A 17,088-nucleotide genomic window follows, 5' to 3' on the forward strand; every position below is an offset into this window, starting at 1 on the left:
CCGCTCCGGCCCGCGCACGGCGACGACGCGCTCCGCCCACGCCGATGAAACGCTACGAAACCCTCGCCCATACGATCGCCGACGACATCCGCAACGGCAACCTTGCAGTCGGCACGCGCCTGCCGTCGCTGCGACAGATCATCGCGCAGCATGGCGTCAGCCAGTCGACGGTGTTTCGCGCGTACTACCTGCTCGAACAGTGGGGACTGATCCGCGCGCGCGAACGCTCGGGCTACTACGTCGCGCCGGGCGCCCAGCCGGCCGCGAGCCCGACGACGAAACGCCGCGCGAGCCGCGCCGGCGTCACGCGCAAGGTCGACATCAGCAGCCTCGTGTTCTCCGTGCTCGATGCGGCCACGCAGCCCGGCATCGTGCCGCTCGGCTCCGCATTCCCGGCGCCGCAGCTGTTTCCGCTGCCGCGCCTGGCGAAGTCGCTCGCGCAGGCCACGCGGCTCGTGAGCCCGTGGAGCACGGTCGTCGACCTGCCGCCCGGCAACGAGGCGCTGCGCCAGCAGATCGCGCGGCGCTATCTCGCGACCGGCATCTCGCAACCGATCGACGAAATCGTCGTCACGAACGGCGCGCTCGAAGCACTGAACCTGTGCCTGATGGCGGTGACGCGCCCCGGCGACGTCGTCGCCGTCGAAGCACCGGGCTTCTATGCGGCGCTGCAGGCGATCGAGCGGCTCGACCTGCGCGCGGTCGAGATTCCCGTCGATCCGCGCACGGGCCTCGATCTCGATGCGCTCGCGAACGCGCTCGACCGGCACGACATCCGCGCGTGCTGGTTCATGACCAATTTCCAGAACCCGACCGGCGTCACGCTGACCGCCGAAAAAAAGCGCGCGCTCGTCGAATTGCTCGCGGCGCGCAACGTGCCGCTGATCGAGGACGACGTGTACGGCGAACTGCATTTCGGCCCGGACTATCCGCTGCCCGCCCGCGCGTTCGACCGTCATGGCCTCGTGATGCACTGCAGTTCGTTCTCGAAAACGCTCGCGCCCGGCTACCGGATCGGCTGGGCCGCCGCGGGCCGGTTCGCGGAGAAGGTGCAGCGGCTCAAGCTGATGACGACGCTGTCGGCCAGCATTCCCGCGCAGGCCGGCATCGCGAACTATCTGGAGCACGGCGGCTACGACCGGCACCTGCGCAAGCTGCGCGGCGCGCTGCACACGCAGCTCGACCGGATGGACGACGCGCTGCGGCGCTGGCTGCCGGCCGGCGTCGAATGGGTGCGGCCCGACGGCGGGTATTTCCTGTGGCTCGCGTTTCCCGACGCGATCGACGCGATGGAGCTGCATCGCCAGGCAATCGCACGCGGTATCAGCTTCGCACCGGGCCCGCTGTTTTCGGCCGCGCACGGCTTCGAGCGCTGCGTGCGCGTGAATTTCGGCCATCCGTGGAGCCGCGACATCGAGCGCGCGATCCGCGTGCTCGGCGAACTGGTCGCGCAGCCGTCGGTCCGCAAGGCAGGCTGATCGCGCAACGCGCGCTGCGCCGGCCACGTCACGGCCATGCAGACGATCCGTACGCGGGTTACATTGCAGGTCCCGCCGCCCTTTCCCGATTGCCCATGAGCCAATTGCCTTACCTCGATCACGACGCGCTGCTGAAACTGACGGCCGACGCGGCGCACGTCACGCTGCCGTGCACGTGCACGAAGACCTCGCTCGCCGGCTGGACGACCCTGCCGCTGTCGCTGCCGGACACCCAACTGATCGAAGTGGCCACGCTCATCCCGCCGGGCGAACCCGAGCCGACCTACGCGGAATATCATCCGGCCGGCACGCGCTACGCGTCGGACGACGCGCCGATCGCGCCGCGCCATTTCCCGTACAACCGCTGCGCCGTCAGCCGCTGTCGCGCGTGCGGCCGCCTGTTCCTGCGCTACCAGGAAGGCGGCGGCTACTTCATCGACCAGCGCATTCGCGCGCTCGATCCGGCGCTCGTCGTCGACGCATGACCTCGGCCACGGGCATGCGCGCATGCCCGGCCCACGCCGGCGCCCCACCGGCCATCTGCTGCGCCTTTTTCGTTCCGATCTGCTGCTTGTCGCGCCGCATCGCGTTCCCTACGCTGTCTTCCGTTGCCTGACATCCGTCGCAACGCCTTCCCGCGCCGCGCGCCATTCGCCGTGGCGCCTCTCGCGTATCACGCCATGTATCGATATACCGATTTCGACCGGGCGCTCGTGCACAGCCGCGCCGCCCAGTTCCGCGACCAGCTCGAACGCTGGCAGCAAGGCACGCTCGGCGAGGACGCGTTCCGGCCGCTGCGCCTGCAGAACGGCTGGTACGTGCAGCGCCACGCGCCGATGCTGCGCGTCGCGGTGCCGTACGGCGAGTTGTCGAGCGCGCAGCTTCGCATGCTCGCGCGGATCGCGCGCGACTACGACGTACCCGACGACGCCACCTACCGCGCCGCGTGCGACGCCCAGGCGTTGCTCGGCACGTTGCGCCTGCCGACCCGCAGCGCGCACTTCACGACGCGCACCAACGTGCAGTTCAACTGGATTCCGCTTGCGAAGGCGGCCGACGTGATGGACCTGCTCGCGACCGTCGACATGCACGGCATCCAGACGAGCGGCAATTGCATCCGCAACATTTCGTGCGACGAACGCGCGGGCGTCGCGCCGGACGAGATCGCCGATCCGCGCCCGTTCGCCGAAGTGATGCGCCAGTGGACGACGCTGCATCCGGAATTCGCGTTCCTGCCGCGCAAGTTCAAGATCGCGATCACGGGCGCGACCGAAGACCGCGCGGCGACCGACTGGCACGACGTCGGGCTGAAGCTCGTGCGCGACGACGCGGGCGCGCTCGGCTTTCGCGTGAGCGTGGGCGGCGGGATGGGCCGCACGCCGACGATCGCGATGCTGCTGCGCGCGTTCCTGCCGTGGGAGCACGTGATGAACTACGTCGAGGCGATCGTCCGCGTGTACAACCGCTACGGGCGGCGCGACAACAAGTACAAGGCGCGGATCAAGATCCTCGTGAAGACCGAAGGGCAACGCTACATCGACGACGTCGAGGAAGAGTTCCGCCAGATCGTCGTCCACGACGGCGGCCCGCACACGATCCCGCAGGCCGAATTCGATCGCGTCGCCGCGTCGTTCGTCCCGCCGCGGTTGAAGCCGCGCACGCTCGACCTCGCGGACGCCAACGCGCGCGTGTCCGCGCAGGCGAGCCGTCATCCGGCGTTCGCGCGCTGGCTCGCCCGCAATGTCGCCGATCATCGCGACCCGGCACTGCGCATCGTCACGCTGTCGTTCAAGCGCCGCCTGCAGGCGCCCGGCGACGCGTCGCCGGACCAGCTCGACGCGCTCGCCGATCTCGCCGACCGCTTCTCGGCCGGCGAGGCGCGCGTCACGCACACGCAGAACGTCGTGCTGCCGTGGGTACACGTCGACGACCTGTTCCTGCTGTGGGAAAACGCCCGCGCGATCGGGCTCGCGAGCGCGAATGTCGGGCTGCTGACCGACATGATCGCGTGTCCGGGCGGCGATTTCTGCGCGCTCGCGAACGCCCGCTCGATTCCGGTCGCCGACGCGATCGCCGAGCGCTTCGACGATCTCGACCTGCTGCACGACATCGGCGACATCGACCTGCACATCAGCGGCTGCATCAACTCGTGCGGCCATCATCACAGCGGCCACCTCGGCATCCTCGGCGTCGACAAGGACGGCGCGGAGTGGTACCAGGTCACGCTCGGCGGGTCGGACGGCTCGATCGCAAGCGGCCCCGCGCGGCCGGGCAAGGTGATCGGCCCGTCGTTTTCGGCGGACGAGATCGTCGACGTCGTCGACGCGATCGTCAACGCGTATCTCGACGCGCGCGTCGACGCGAACGGCCGCTGCGAACGATTCATCGACACGGTGCGCCGCGTCGGAACGGAGCCGTTCAAGGCCGCCGCGAACGCCGCGCGTCATCAGGAAGAACCCGTATGAACCACGAGATCGCGAACGCAAACGAACGCATCCGGCTGCTGACGCCGGCCGACCATGCCGACGATACAGAGCAGCACGGCGCGACGACGCTGACGATCGGCAACGACGAGGCACTGCCGCCGCTCGCCGCGCGCATCGCGCAGGCCGAGCGCATCGACCTGCAGTTTCCGTCGTTCACCGACGGCCGCGCATACAGCCAGGCCTACCTGCTGCGCAAGCGCTACGGCTTCGCCGGCGACCTGCGCGCAACCGGCGACGTCCTGGTCGACCAGTTGCTGCTGATGGAACGCACGGGGTTTTCGAGCGCGGTGCTCGGCGACGACACCGACCTCACGGCCGCACGGCGGCAGCTCGACCGGTTTCCGGGCTTCTATCAGCGCGATGCGAGAACGACGATGCCGCCGCAGGACGCGGCAGCGCAGCCCGGAAAATGAAACGGGCGGCTCGCTGGCCGCCCGTACGATGAACCGGAAGCAAAACCGGCCGGCGCCCGCCGTCACGCGGGCGCCGCCGGCGTTCAGCGCGCCGCCGCCGGCTTGCCGAACCCGCCGAGGATCTTCTTCTCGAGCGCGATGTAATCGCGGCCGAAGTGGTGATCGCCCTGCGTCTTGATCACGTCGGCACCCGTGTTCGCGAGCGCCGGGCACATCGTGTCCGTCTCTTCCGCGCCATAGAAGCACTGCACGAGCGCCGGCGGCACCTTCGCGATTTCCGGCGCAACCTTCAGCGCCTTGTCGCTCGCGGGCATGCCGAGCCAGCCCGTCACGCGGATCTGGAAATCGGCCGACGGCGCGAAGCCGAGCAGCGACATCACCGCGACCTTGTCGCGCAGGTCGGCGGGCAGCCGGTTGTACGCGAACGGCATCACGTCGGCACCGAACGAGTAGCCGACCAGCGCCACGCGGTTCGCATGCCAGCGCGCCGTGTACGTGCGCATCACGCGGGCCAGATCGCGGCTCACCTGCGCGGGCGGCTTCTCGCTCCAGAAGTAACGCAGCGCGTCGATGCCGACCACCGACACGCCGTCGCGCTGCAGCGCCTCGGCGATCGTCTTGTCGAGATCGCGCCAGCCGCCGTCGCCCGAGATCACGATCGCGAGCCGGTCGCTGCCGCCCTTGGCGGGCAGTTCGACGAGCGGCAGGTCCGACACGTCGAGTTCGTCGCTGCTGCTGGTGTCGCGCAGGTGCGACGTGACGAGCGATACGAGCTTCGCGGTGTCGCCCGCGGCAGCCGTTTCGACGAAACCCGGCATCGCGCGGCGCACGATCGTCGAATCGGGCGGGCACGGCTTGAAGCGCGGATCGAGCTTCGCGGCCGGACCGACCGCGACGACGCCGGCGATCGTGTTCTCCGGCGCCATCGACAGGATCTGCTTCGCGATCGCGCCGCCCTGGCCCATGCCCGCGACGATCGGCGTGAAATAGCGCGACGACTGCGCAAGCCGTTCGAGTTGATGGCTGACCGCCTCGGCGTCGCCGTCGAGGTGGTGGCAGGCCTCCTGCTTCGCGGCGAGATTCGCCGCGTAACGCCCGGAATCGACGCCGACCGTCATCGCGCCGGCTTTCGCGAGCGCGTCGGCCGCCTGCTGATCGGCGGCATGCCAGCCGGCCTCACGCGAGAACAGCACGACGAAACCGCGCAGCGGCCCGCTCGGCCGGGTCACGGTCACGGGCCCGTAGCGGCCGCCGGAGACGGTTTCTGCTTTCACTGCGGCCGGCTGCGCGGCGCACGCGGCGCCGGCCAGCATCATTCCCGCGCAGGCGGCTGCCGCCCGCGCGATTAACTTCTTCGACATCATGAACGCCGACCTCCAGCCAGCAATGACAGATCCGCGAGCGTGACGAACACGCCGACCGAGCCCGAGGCCGCGAGATAACGCGGCTCCCAGTGCGGTTCGAACTTGCTCTTGAAAGCGCGCAAGCCGCGGAAGTTGTAGAAGCGGCCGCCGAAGCGCCAGACCATCAGGCCGAGCCGGTGGAACGGCGACGGCATCTTCGCCGCCCCCATCCCCGAGAACGGCGCGATGCCCAGGCTCAGCTTGCGGAACCCCGCTTCCTTCAGATGCAGCGCGAGCTGCGTAAACAGATACTCCATCGCGTACGGCGATGCGTCGGGCAGATGGCGCATCACGCCGACCGTCGCCTCGGTGTTGAGGTCGGTCGTCATGAACGTGACGAACGCGATCGGCTTGTCGGCCTGACGCACCAGCATCACCGACTGCGTCGACAGATAGCCGTCGTGGAACGCGGCCACCGAGAAGCTCTTCTCGCGCGCATCGCGGCTGTCGAGCCAGCCGTCGGAGATGTCGCGCAGCGCCGGCAGCGCGGCCGGCACGTCGCCCGGCGCGATCACCTCGACCGTCAGCGCATCCTTGTCGCCGCGGCGCAGCGCGTAGCGCAGGTGCGACCGGTTCGATCCCTTCAGGTCGAACTGGTCGAGCGCGATATGCGCTTCCTCGCCGAGCTTCATCAGCGTGAGCCCCGCGTCGAGATACAGCGGCAACGCGTTCGCGCGCACCTGGTAGAACGCCGCGCGGCCGCTGTGCGCGTGTGCGAGCGCGATGAACTTGCTGATCAGCGCCGGCCACTCTTCACGCGGGCCGACCGGGTCGTGCAGCGCGGCCCACGTGCGGCCGTTCTTCGCGTACATCAGGAACGCGCGACGCGATTCGGAAAACAGGAACGACTTGTCGCCCATCAGCGCGAGGCCCGCGTCGCTGCACTCCTGCGCGCGAATGATCTGCTCCGCGTCGATCAGGTCCTGCTCCGCGGGTTTCACGAAACGCCCGGGCGCCGGGCGCAGCAGTTGCCACAGCGCGAACAGCGCGACGAACACGCCGGACGCGAGCGTCGCGCGCAGCGCCCGCGGCGCGCGCGCATCGAACGAGAAATGCGACCACAGATCGCGCGTGTACGGCACGTCGCGAAACGCGAAGAACAGCACCCACACGGCCAGCATCAGCACCATCGCCACCGACACGAACCAGCTCACCGTGAAGCGCTCGGCGAGCAGCGACGAATGACGGTTGAACCGGCGACGGCTGACGAGCAGCAGCACGAGCAGCGTGCCGAGGACGCCGGCCTCGACGAACGCGAGGCCCTTGGCCAGCGACAGCGCGAGGCTCGCGAGCGTCAACGCGAAGGTCATCCACCACGCGCCGTCGAGCCGGCGCAGCAGCCCGCGCGCGACGAACAGCAGCGCGACGCCGAGCACGCTGCAGATCACCTGCGAGCCTTCGAGCACCCACAGCGGCACGATGTGGCGCAGGATCGCGATCCGGTGCCAGAACGCGGGCGTCGCGCTCGAGATCACCAGCATCCCGCCGACCGCGAACGTCACGAGGCTCAGGAACACCGGCGCGAGCTGCGACACGCGCACGGCCTGCCGCGTCACGAGCCGGCGCCGCAGCGCGCGGCCCTCGAAACCGGCCAGCAGGCCGGCCGACAGCACGAGCGGCACGCCGAAGTAGATCGCGCGATACGCGATCAACGCGGCGACCATCGCGTGCGCGGGCACTTCGCGACCGAGCGTGAAGACCATCGCCGCCTCGAACACGCCGATCCCGCCCGGCGTATGGCCGATCATCCCGAGCAGCAACGCGGCCGCGTAAACGGTAATGAAGGTCGGGAAGCCGACGGGCGCCGCCGGCAGCAGCACCCACAGCGTGAGGCCTGCGGCAACGACGTCGAGCACCGCGTAGACGACCTGCGCGACGAGATCGCGCCGCGCCGGCACGTCGAACGACAGCCATTTGAAGCGCGTGACGACCGGGCGTGCGGTGTTGCCGCACAGCACGACCAGCGCGGCGAGCGCGACGAGCAACGCGGCGCCCGTCCACGTGAGCACGCCGGGCGCGACGTGCAGCATCGCGGCGAGCGCCTCCGGCACGCAGACCATGCCGACCGCCGTCATCAGCACCATCGCGAGCGCCAGCGTGCCGCTCGTGAACACCGTCATCCGGCCGATCTGGGCGGGCGTGACGCCCGACACGCCGTACACGCGGGCGCGCACCGCACCGCCCGTCAGCGCGCCGAAGCCGGTCGCGTTGCCGAGCGCGGAACCGGCGATCGCGCCGATCCACAACGCGACGCGCGGCACCTTGGCCGCGACATAGCGCAGGCCAACGGCATCGCGGGCGACGAGCGCGAGGTAGCTGAGGGCCGTCGCGGCGAGCGACGCGCCCCACTCGCCGACGGACATGTGACGCAACTGGCGGATCACCGAGCGGTAGTCGACGGATTCCGACAGATGCTGGAAAACCACGATCAGCAGCAGGCCGATGCCGAGCGCGAGCAGCGGCGACAGCACGCGCTCGTGGCGGATCAGCGCCCGGGCACGGGCGATCACCGCCTCGGCACGACCGGGCGAACCAGGGTGGCGGGAAGACATAACGTGTTCAGTGGTGGTGCATAGCGTGTCGCGGCGCGGGTTGGCCGGGCGGCGACCTGTCTGGTTGTTCTGCATGGGCGGCCGGCCGAAGACGGGCGTGGCGCCTGGATCAGAACTTACGAGTATACGGAACTTATATTACAGAATCTTTCACGTCGCCTTTGTGCGGATTTGTGGTTTCTCGCGCATCGAAACGCATAAAGAAACCGTGCGTCCCACGAACGCAAGGTGCGCATCATACCGGCAACGGAGGTCGTTTTTTCATCGGATGAATGACTTGTGATGCATTTCGGTGGAATTTACCGCGCCGAGCCCGCCGGGTGAGGACGAAAACGCGAGGGCGCGGCGCGGTGCGGAATGGCGGCGGGCCGATTCGCTGCGCCCCTCCGCGGCGCACCGCCGGTACGGACATACGCCACCGCGCGTTACTTCGCCCGCTCATGCTCCCCCATCCCGATCGCCTTGTAGTCGTATGTCGGGTAGAACTCCGTGCGGTACGCGCCCCAGGCCGTATCCTCGAGCACACGATTGACCTCGCGCACCCGCGACGCCGGCAGCCGCAGCACGACGATCTGCCCGACTCCCATCGTCACCGTCCAGCTCACCACCTCGACGCCCGGCGGCGGAAACGCCTTGTAGAACCCCTGCTTCGCAAGCTGCGCATTCAACTCGGCGAGCGGGCGCGACTGGTCGTGTTTCAGGAACACGGTCAGCAGCACCGCGTTGTCGGGCGTTGCGACAGCCGTGCCGGCCGGCACCGTCGACGTCTGGCCGATGGCCGCTGCGCTGCACACCGCGGCGGCCGCCAGCGCAGCGGCAATCACGAACGTTCGAATCGGAAAATGCGGGAATACGGTCATCACGCGACTCCATGGCTTCGTGGGGGGAGCCGCCATCATGCGCCGCCGGGTCCATTGCTGCAGCGAGCGGCCGACGCGCTTACGCCGCACCCGCGCCTTCGCGCTCGCGCAGCACGTCGATGAACGCGCGCAGCTTGGCCGGCATGTGCTTGCGATTCACGTAGTACAGCCACATCGGCGGCAGCGTGCGGCACGCGCCCGGCAGCACCTCGACGAGCGTGCCGTCGCGCAGGTCCTGCTCGATCCGCTCGCGCACGAACGCGAACGCGATGCCGACACCGGCGCGCGCCGCGTCGATCACCGCATCGTCGTCGTTCGTCACGAACACGCCGTCCGGATCGAGATCGACGTCGCGTCGCCCGTCGCGCAGCAGCCATTTATGCAGGCGTCCGCTTTCCGAGAACCGGAAACGGACGCACGCATGATGCTCGAGCTGCGCAATCGATTCCGGCGCACCGTACCGCGCCAGATAGCCGGGCGACGCGACCAGTGCACACGTCAGCGCAGGCGCGATCCGCACGCCGATCATGCCCGGCTGCAATCGATCGGCCAGGCGAATCCCCGCGTCGAAGCCGTCCTTCGCGATGTCGACGAGTTCGTTCTCGTAGCGAATTTCGAGCCGGACTTTCGGATAGCGCTCGCGGAACGTGGCGAGCACCGGCGCGATCACGAGCAAGCGCGCGAGCGGCAGCGCGGTCACGCGCAACAGCCCGTTCGGCTCGCTGCGCGCATCCTTCAGTTCGTCCCGTGCCTGCATGACCTGCCGGTATGCCGGCTCGGTCTGCCGCCGGTAGCGTTGGCCGGCTTCGGTGAGGCTCACGCCGCGCGTGCTGCGGTTGAACAGCTTCACGTTCAGCTCGCCCTCGAGCTGCCCGATCGCCAGGCTGACGGCCGCCGGCGTCAGGCCGAGCGCGGCGGCGGCCCGCGTGAAGTTGCCGGCCGTCGCGACGGTCATGAACACGTGCAGGCCGGCCATCGGATCGCGTCTGCTCATCGTCTGTTCATCATTAGAAAAACTTGAAACTGCTTCGAGCGGAATACGGATTCTCCCATATACCGCAACTGCCTACACTGGCGCTGTCGTTCCTCGGAGCCTCGCATGAACCCGCTCACTGCCTCACTTCCGCTGCCGCTCGCCGTCGCCCGCCGCACGATTGACGCTGCGCTCGCGCATGCCGCGTCGCTGCAGGTGGCCGGCGTCGCGATCGCCGTCGTCGATGCCGGCGCGAACCTGCTCGCGTTCGTGCGCACCGACGACTGTTTTCTCGGCGCGATCGACCTCGCGCAGCGCAAGGCGCTGACGTCCGTCCGCTTTCGCACGTCGACCGGTGCGCTGGGTGCGATGTCGGGCGACGGTCCGCTGCGCGGCATCGAACACAGTCACGGCGGCCTGGTCACGTTCGGCGGCGGCGAGCCGCTCGTCGACGGCGACGGGCGCTGCGTCGGCGCGATCGGCATCTCGGGCGGCAGCGTCGACGAAGACGCCGCGATCGCGCAGCACTGCCGCGACCTTTTTCAGGCAACCCTTCACTCCACGAGGTAAGCACATGACACGGAAACGCATCTTCATCACCGGCGCGGGCACCGGCTTCGGCCGCGAAGTCGCGCTGCGGCTCGCCGAACGCGGCCACGACGTGACGGCCGGCGTGCGCACGGCCGTCGAGATCGACGCCCTGACGGACGCCGCCGCGCAGCGCGACACCGCGTTGCGCGCGGTGAAGCTCGACGTCACGTCGGCCTACGATCGCGCGCGCGCCGCCGAACTCGACATCGACGTGCTCGTGAACAACGCGGGCGTCGGCGAAGCCGGCGCGCTCGTCGACCTGCCGATCGAGATCGTGCGCGAGCTGTTCGACGTGAACGTGTTCGGGCCGCTCGAACTCACGCAGCAGATCGCACGCGGGATGCTCGCGCGCAAACGCGGCAAGATCGTGTTCGTGTCGTCGATCGCGGGGTTGATCACGGGGCCGTTCACCGGCGCGTACTGCGCGTCGAAGCACGCGGTCGAATCGGTGGCCGAGGCGATGCACGCGGAGCTGGCGCCGCACGGCATCCGCGTCGCTGTCGTGAACCCGGGCCCGTATCGCACCGGCTTCAACGACCGGATGATGGAAACGACGCGGCGCTGGCACGATCCGGCCGTGCATACCGTGACGCCCGAGCGGTTGACGTTCCCGCTCGAACAGCACGACCCGGAGGAAATGATCGCGAAGATGGTCGACGTGATCGACAGCGACGGCGGCGCGTTCCGCAACCTGCTGCCGGCCTCGTCGGAAGCGTTCGTGCGCGCCGAGCAGGCGCGTGCGTGGGAACGGCAGCAATAAGAAACGCCAATGAGATGAAAGGCCGGGGGCTGTTTGAATGTGTCAGGGTCCTCAAACAGCTCCCACTACATGAGCCCCTGACTTCTCCCTCCCTCGGCGAGAAGGTAGTCGGTGACTGGGCCCGCGAACACGGCTGTGCCCGTGATCTTGCTGGACATGCACTCGTCGCCTGCTCAGGGCTGAAATTGTCGCTCGCAATCGAACGTCAATTCGTAATGGTCACTTCGACACGACGATTTCTCGCCCTTCCGGACGCGGTAACGTTGTCCGCCAGCGAATCGGCATCGCCATTTCCCTCGACGATGATGCGCGGCGCCGGCACGCCTGCCGCAGCGAGAATCTGGGCGACGTGCCGGGCACGTGCTTCGGAAAGCGCGTAGTTGGATGCTTGACGTGCCGAACTGATCGGTGTGCTGTCCGCATATCCTGCCACTCGGACGGTCGCGTCCTTGGTCACGGTCGCGATTTCCCGGCCTGCCGAAGCCGCGACCGAAGCGCCCCACGGCGCGACCGTTGCGTCGCCGGGCCCAAACATTCCGCTGAATCGGAGCGTCACCGCATGGCGCCCGGCGTCGCGAATCAGTTCGACATTCCCTGCCGCGACTTCATCGCGCAGCCGCAGTTCCAGATTGCGAACCAGTGCATCGAGCGTCGACGCCGGTCGCCTCGATTTCGCGTGAACCCACCGGTCCACCGCGGCGTAGCCCCCGGCCCCCAGCAATAACGCGACGGCGAGACCTCCGGCGAACCTCGCTCGCGATCGACGCACCGAAACGGGACGTACCCACGGATCGACCGTCTGTCGCTGACGTTTCGGCGGCTTGCTGACGCGATTCACGCCGTGTCCCCCCGTCGTGACCACGTCGTGTACGTGTTCGCGAATGACCTGCAGGCGCTTTTGCCCCCCGGCTTCAAACCGGTAGCGCCCACGAAAGCCGAGATCGAGTACGTTCTGGTATAGCTCGATCAGATCGAGGTTCGCACGCGGATCGCGCATTGTCTCGTCGATCAGTCGGAAAACACGGTCGCCGCCCTGACGATCATGTCCGAACGCACTCGCCAGGCAGTTGTCCTGCCATTCGACGCCGGTTGCTTCGCCCTTTCCCCAAGACGTCTGCATCGCCGCCTCGTCGAGCGCGGAGCACAGACAATAGCTTGCGGAACGGACATGCTCGGGTCGGACCGGGAGCGCATTGCAGATCCAGGTAAAGAGGCGAACTTCGTGCCCCAGCCATCGACGCCGCGGTGCGATCGCATCGGCATCGAGCGTTTCCGGCGTATCGGCCAACGCCTGCAACAGGACGCGCGACGCTTCGAGTAGCGGGTTGATCGCTTGCCGGGCAGCCTCGAGACGTGCGGCAACAGGCAGCGACGCCACAGCCCTTGCGTCACCCTGCGGGCAAGATGTCGAAAGAGTCATCGATCGATTCCTTCCGATTCAGCGGGAGGCGCTTTCCGTGCTCGCCGGCAACATGCCTCGCGGCAACCCCGGCGGCGGGCCGCTGTCCGGCAGGTTGAACGTCGACATCGTGCTGGGACACCGGAAGGTCTTCAGCACGTCGCTCGTGAGCGGATTCGCGACGCTCCCGGCGCTTACGACGTCGAGCGCCGCTTGTCGACCGTCGAAACTGAACGCGATGCGCGTACGGCCCGGCGTCGCCGTGTCCACCACGCGACCTTTCTGGAGCAGGCGCATCAACGCCCACGGTCCGTCCGCTGCGATCGTCGACGTGTCCGGCCGAATCCGCGGGCTGGCCGTGATTTCCGTGTGGACGCCACCGCGCGGCCCCGGCCACGTGACCGTGAAAGGCGCGACCGGACCGTGTTGATAGAGCGCAGTCTGTCCGTCGATGTCGAGCGACAGACTCATGATCGTCGGGTCAAGCTCGGGAATCCGGATGTCGGCCTTCCATGTCAGTTGCTTGTGGCCGGGATCGTTGAAAAAGACATCGCGAATGGCCTTCGCATGCTCGAACGGCTCCAGGTCCGGCCCCCGCATGGGTTCGGCTGCGCCAGGCAGCGTCCGGTAGCGCCACGGCTTCGCGGCCGTGTCGACGAACGGGGCAAGCGTTTTCGTGAAGAAGTCGTCGATCAAGCCGCCCTGCGCAAATACCCGCGTGAAATCGTCGATGCCGACGTCCCGCGTGCTGTCCGGTGAAAACGGATAGTTGCCCTCGACGATCAGCCGGCACGTATCGCCGACCACCGCCTGCATCTGGCGCGACAGCAGGTGGCCAATCCCCTGATTGACTTCGCGCGAGCCGTCGGCCGAGAGCTGCAGCAATACCGCGCGGAACGGCGCGGGCATCGTGTCGGCCGTCATTTTCAATTTCGCGGCGACGTCGCTCGCCGGTGGCATGCTGTTGTTCGACAACGCATTGTCGGCGACGGTGAGCGCCGTGTAATAGTCGTTCAGCAGGTTGGTGACGCCATCCAGCCCCGTCTTGTCCGCCCGCGCGGCGACAGGCTGCGTATCGGACTGCGCATCCACGCTCCCCGTCACGACCTCGCGCAGCGCCGCGAAGTGATTGTCGACGAGTTCCCGTTCAACGCGCTCCGACGCCCGAATACCCGACGCCTTGTCCGCCTTCTGATTGAGCTGGTCGGCGGCCCGCTGCAGCAGCGAACCGTCCGACGCAGCGAGCGGCTGCGTGAGCGTCGTCTCGCGCACGGCCGCGCGGGCCAGCCGCACGAGCGGCGAATCGGGCGCCGCGAAGCTGCGCAGCACCTTCAGATTGAACGCAAGGCTCGTACCGCTCACGGTGCGGATGTCGTCGAGAAACGCGTCCCATTGCTGCGCATATTCCATCAGGTATTCGCGGCGGACCGCGTCGGTCAACGCATCGTCCGCGCCAGTCGCGCTGCTCACGATCTCAGCCGTTTTTTTTTGAGCCGAATCCGACGAACCCGCCAGATACGAGCGCCCCATCACCCACGCATCGTCGTCTCGCGCGATTTGCACGAATTCCGGCAATCGCTTGTCGAACAGATTCCGATAGCCTTCGAACGTGAAGAGCCCCGACACGCCGCGCGACAACGGTGCATCGCTCGCTCGCGTGAACACCGTGCCGGCCTGCGGGCCGATCGCGCGCAGCAACGTAAATTCGTCGGGCGCCTCCTTGAGCATGGCTGCCTTCGCGCGCTGGTAAAGGCGATCGGTTGCGTTGCTGCCATCGAGAAACGCGCGCGCCTGCTGCACCAGCGCATCGTTGCGGATGAGCGGCGACTGCACCACGCGCGCTCCGGAGAAAAGCTGCTGCACGTGGTCGATCATCGACACACGTCCACCGAAAGCAGCCGCGCTGTCGGTCTTCGCCCAGTCGTCGAGCACCCAGGCCTTGACGTCATCCGCGTTGAACTTCGCCTTGTCGTACAGCATCAGGTAGACGCGCAGCGCATCGTAGGCGGCCTTCGGGTCCTTGCTGGCGATCGCCCGGGACATGACGTCTTCCAGGCGGTGCACGATCTGCGGCAGCAACAGGTTGTCCTCCAGCACGTCATACGCATGGCGGCTTTCGGTGGCGATGTCCGCCGACGTGTAGAGACCGTAGCGCCACGTGCTGTCCGGATTCGACAGGTCCAGACCGGGGAAGGTCGGCAAATCGCGCGCGTCGGTCAGCGTGTCCGGCACGGCCTCCGGTTTGGGTGCCTTGTAGAGCTGGGTGACGCGCGCCGCAAGCGCCTGCACCTTGCGGTCAACCGCATCGAGATAGTCGCTGTTGTGGCCGAAGCTCGCGCGGAGTCCGATTGCCAACCACACGAACAACACCAGCGCCAATGTGTGGCCGATCAGGCGCGAGAGGCGGTAACGATATTCCCAGCGCAGGTTGGGGCTCACCAGATGCGCTTCAGGGAACACGACGCGAGTCAGGAGATCGTGCAAGAAGAAACCCTGATTGCCCTCGGCGCGCGCGGGTGAAACGGGCGCGTGTTTCTGAGTCGACAGAAGACGTTGAACGACTGTGTTGCGCTTCGCAACGAGCTCGCCATCCCGTTGCCGCGCACTCGTGAAATACACGCCGCGCAACGTCGAATGGAGCTGGGTGTCGTCGTAACGCGAATCGAGGAACACGCGGTCGATCATCTCGAGCAGCGGTCCGAGCAGCGCGGCGAACTCCTCGGGCAACGCGGCAAGCGATCGGCGCTTGTGCGATTCGTATTCGTCCTGCAAATGCGTATCGATCGAAGCGCTGAGCCGTTGCGCAAGTTCGGCGAGTTCCGTATGGCAGCGCGCGCGCAGCCCTTGCTTCGCAACGGTTTCCTTGCCATACGGAAGCGCGAAGCCCCATGCCTGCGCCCGCCCCTCGGCTGTCAGCGCGCCGAAATACTCGGCGAAGCCTGTCAGACGATCCATCTTCGTGACGACCACATAAACAGGAAAACGAATACCCAGCTCCTGCCTCAGTTCCGCCAGCCGCGCGCGCAACGCGGCAGCCTCCGCCACGCGCGCCTGTTCGTCGGCGCTTGCCAACGTCGCAAGATCGATCGTCAGCAACGCGCCGTTGATCGGTGCGCGAGGACGATGCCGGCGCAGCATGCCCAGAAATCCGAGCCACTCCGCACGATCCACCTTCTGTCGGCGTTCGCCCGTACCCGGGCCAGGCGACACGACATGGCCGCTGGCCATCGACGTTGCAGCGGCTTTCGAGTGCGACGCCTCGTTCTGCTTCTCATCTTCTCCAGCACCATCCGCAGCCGGCTCGGCATCGGCGCCGGCCTTGCCCGGAACGCGGGTTGCGGGCTTTCCCGTTTCCTCAGTGGGCGCGCCGACGTCATCAGCCGTCGACGTGCCATGACGCGTGTAGTAGCCGGCCGTGTCGATCAATACAGCTTCGTTGGTCAACCACCAGTCCACCGCGGCAGCGTCGCCGACAGGCGTCCCGGCCGCGCGCTGCATCTGCTCGGCAACGGGAAACGCCAACCCGCCGTTCATCAGTACGCTCGTCTTGCCGGACGCGTGCGAACCGAGCGTGATGTACCAAGGCAGTTCGTACAAATAGCGCTTGCCCTGGAATAGCTTGCCAAGACCACGCGCGCCGGTACGCATCGATTGCAGGCGCACGAGCGCGCTCGTCACGATCCCTTCGATTTTCCGCAGGCGGGCTGCAGCGGGCGACTCATTCTTGCGGCGATCCATGCGCAGCATCTTCTTCATGAACGCATCGTCTTCGCGCATTTTTTGCCACACGCGGACGATCCAGAAGAGGACAAAAGCCGCCACGATCAGTGCGATCGCGGTGAGTCGGGCCGACACGGGCTCGAACGGCGTTGTATGGCCAAGCGACAGCAGCGGCGCCGCATACCAGATCAGCAGGCACAGCAACGCGATGAACACGATGCTCGTCGACACGCCCACGAGCCAGAGCAGCACACCGGCGAGCAACAGCGCGATCAGCAGCACGCGGATGCCGGCGCCGGCGAGCGGCTTGAGCCCGCCGAACGCGAAAAACGGGCCGACGAACCAGATCACGAGCGAAACGACGATCAGTGCGAGGAACGCGAGGAACTGGCGCGAGGCCAGAAACGACAGGAACTGGAACTTCTTCATGTGTTATTCCGGAAACGGATCTGG

The 17,088-nt window shown here is 67.5% G+C and carries 12 protein-coding genes; 6 read left to right on the forward strand and 6 right to left on the reverse strand.

What is annotated here, in order from left to right:
• The first annotated feature begins 44 nt into the window (after positions 1 to 44).
• The 4 genes from GJG85_RS19245 to GJG85_RS19260 all read left to right on the forward strand — a co-directional run bounded on the left by GJG85_RS19245 (position 45) and on the right by GJG85_RS19260 (position 4,377).
• Complete coding sequence (locus GJG85_RS19245) at positions 45 to 1,478, forward strand: PLP-dependent aminotransferase family protein (RefSeq protein WP_050012717.1); 1,434 nt, start codon at positions 45 to 47, stop codon at positions 1,476 to 1,478.
• 95 nt (positions 1,479 to 1,573) lie between these two features.
• Positions 1,574 to 1,963, forward strand: coding sequence for a hypothetical protein (locus GJG85_RS19250; RefSeq protein WP_089489405.1), 390 nt, complete (start codon positions 1,574 to 1,576; stop codon positions 1,961 to 1,963).
• Between the two features lie 195 nt (positions 1,964 to 2,158).
• Entirely contained in the window at positions 2,159 to 3,943 is a 1,785-nt protein-coding gene (locus GJG85_RS19255) for a nitrite/sulfite reductase (protein ID WP_204384276.1), read from the forward strand.
• The gene (locus GJG85_RS19260; RefSeq protein ID WP_050012721.1) at positions 3,940 to 4,377 is read left to right on the forward strand and encodes a DUF934 domain-containing protein; all 438 of its coding nucleotides are present in this window, start codon (positions 3,940 to 3,942) and stop codon (positions 4,375 to 4,377) included. The genes GJG85_RS19255 and GJG85_RS19260 overlap by 4 nt, the downstream gene beginning before the upstream one ends.
• 83 nt (positions 4,378 to 4,460) lie before the next feature.
• Here GJG85_RS19260 and GJG85_RS19265 read toward each other — a convergent pair whose 3' ends face one another.
• The 4 genes from GJG85_RS19265 to GJG85_RS19280 form a co-directional block, all read right to left on the reverse strand.
• On the reverse strand, positions 4,461 to 5,741 hold the full coding sequence (locus GJG85_RS19265) for an AcvB/VirJ family lysyl-phosphatidylglycerol hydrolase (protein ID WP_050012722.1): 1,281 nt from the start codon (positions 5,739 to 5,741) through the stop codon (positions 4,461 to 4,463).
• Entirely contained in the window at positions 5,738 to 8,332 is a 2,595-nt protein-coding gene (mprF, locus tag GJG85_RS19270; RefSeq protein ID WP_050012723.1) for a bifunctional lysylphosphatidylglycerol flippase/synthetase MprF, read from the reverse strand. Before mprF ends, GJG85_RS19265 begins: the two co-directional genes overlap by 4 nt.
• Positions 8,333 to 8,757: 425 nt before the next feature.
• Complete coding sequence (locus tag GJG85_RS19275) at positions 8,758 to 9,192, reverse strand: hypothetical protein (protein ID WP_050012724.1); 435 nt, start codon at positions 9,190 to 9,192, stop codon at positions 8,758 to 8,760.
• 79 nt (positions 9,193 to 9,271) lie between these two features.
• A complete protein-coding gene (locus tag GJG85_RS19280; protein ID WP_050012725.1) occupies positions 9,272 to 10,186 on the reverse strand; it encodes a LysR family transcriptional regulator in 915 nt (304 codons plus the stop codon).
• A 105-nt stretch (positions 10,187 to 10,291) separates the two neighbouring features.
• Between GJG85_RS19280 and GJG85_RS19285 the strand changes: the two genes are divergently transcribed.
• Both GJG85_RS19285 and GJG85_RS19290 read left to right on the forward strand, forming a co-directional pair.
• Positions 10,292 to 10,735 (forward strand): heme-binding protein, encoded by a 444-nt coding sequence (locus GJG85_RS19285; RefSeq protein WP_050012726.1) that lies wholly within the window; start codon positions 10,292 to 10,294, stop codon positions 10,733 to 10,735.
• 4 nt (positions 10,736 to 10,739) lie between these two features.
• Entirely contained in the window at positions 10,740 to 11,516 is a 777-nt protein-coding gene (locus GJG85_RS19290) for an SDR family oxidoreductase (RefSeq protein WP_050012727.1), read from the forward strand.
• A gap of 205 nt (positions 11,517 to 11,721) precedes the next feature.
• On the opposite strand, the gene icmH is transcribed toward GJG85_RS19290, so the two are convergent.
• Together icmH and tssM are read right to left on the reverse strand one after the other, a co-directional pair.
• On the reverse strand, positions 11,722 to 12,936 hold the full coding sequence (icmH, locus tag GJG85_RS19295; protein WP_176015745.1) for a type IVB secretion system protein IcmH/DotU: 1,215 nt from the start codon (positions 12,934 to 12,936) through the stop codon (positions 11,722 to 11,724).
• A gap of 18 nt (positions 12,937 to 12,954) precedes the next feature.
• A complete protein-coding gene (gene tssM, locus GJG85_RS19300; RefSeq protein WP_204384282.1) occupies positions 12,955 to 17,064 on the reverse strand; it encodes a type VI secretion system membrane subunit TssM in 4,110 nt (1,369 codons plus the stop codon).
• Positions 17,065 to 17,088 lie beyond the last annotated feature (24 nt).

It is taken from the genome of Burkholderia sp. MS389 (assembly GCF_016899425.1).
Taxonomy (GTDB): Bacteria; Pseudomonadota; Gammaproteobacteria; order Burkholderiales; family Burkholderiaceae; genus Burkholderia; species Burkholderia sola.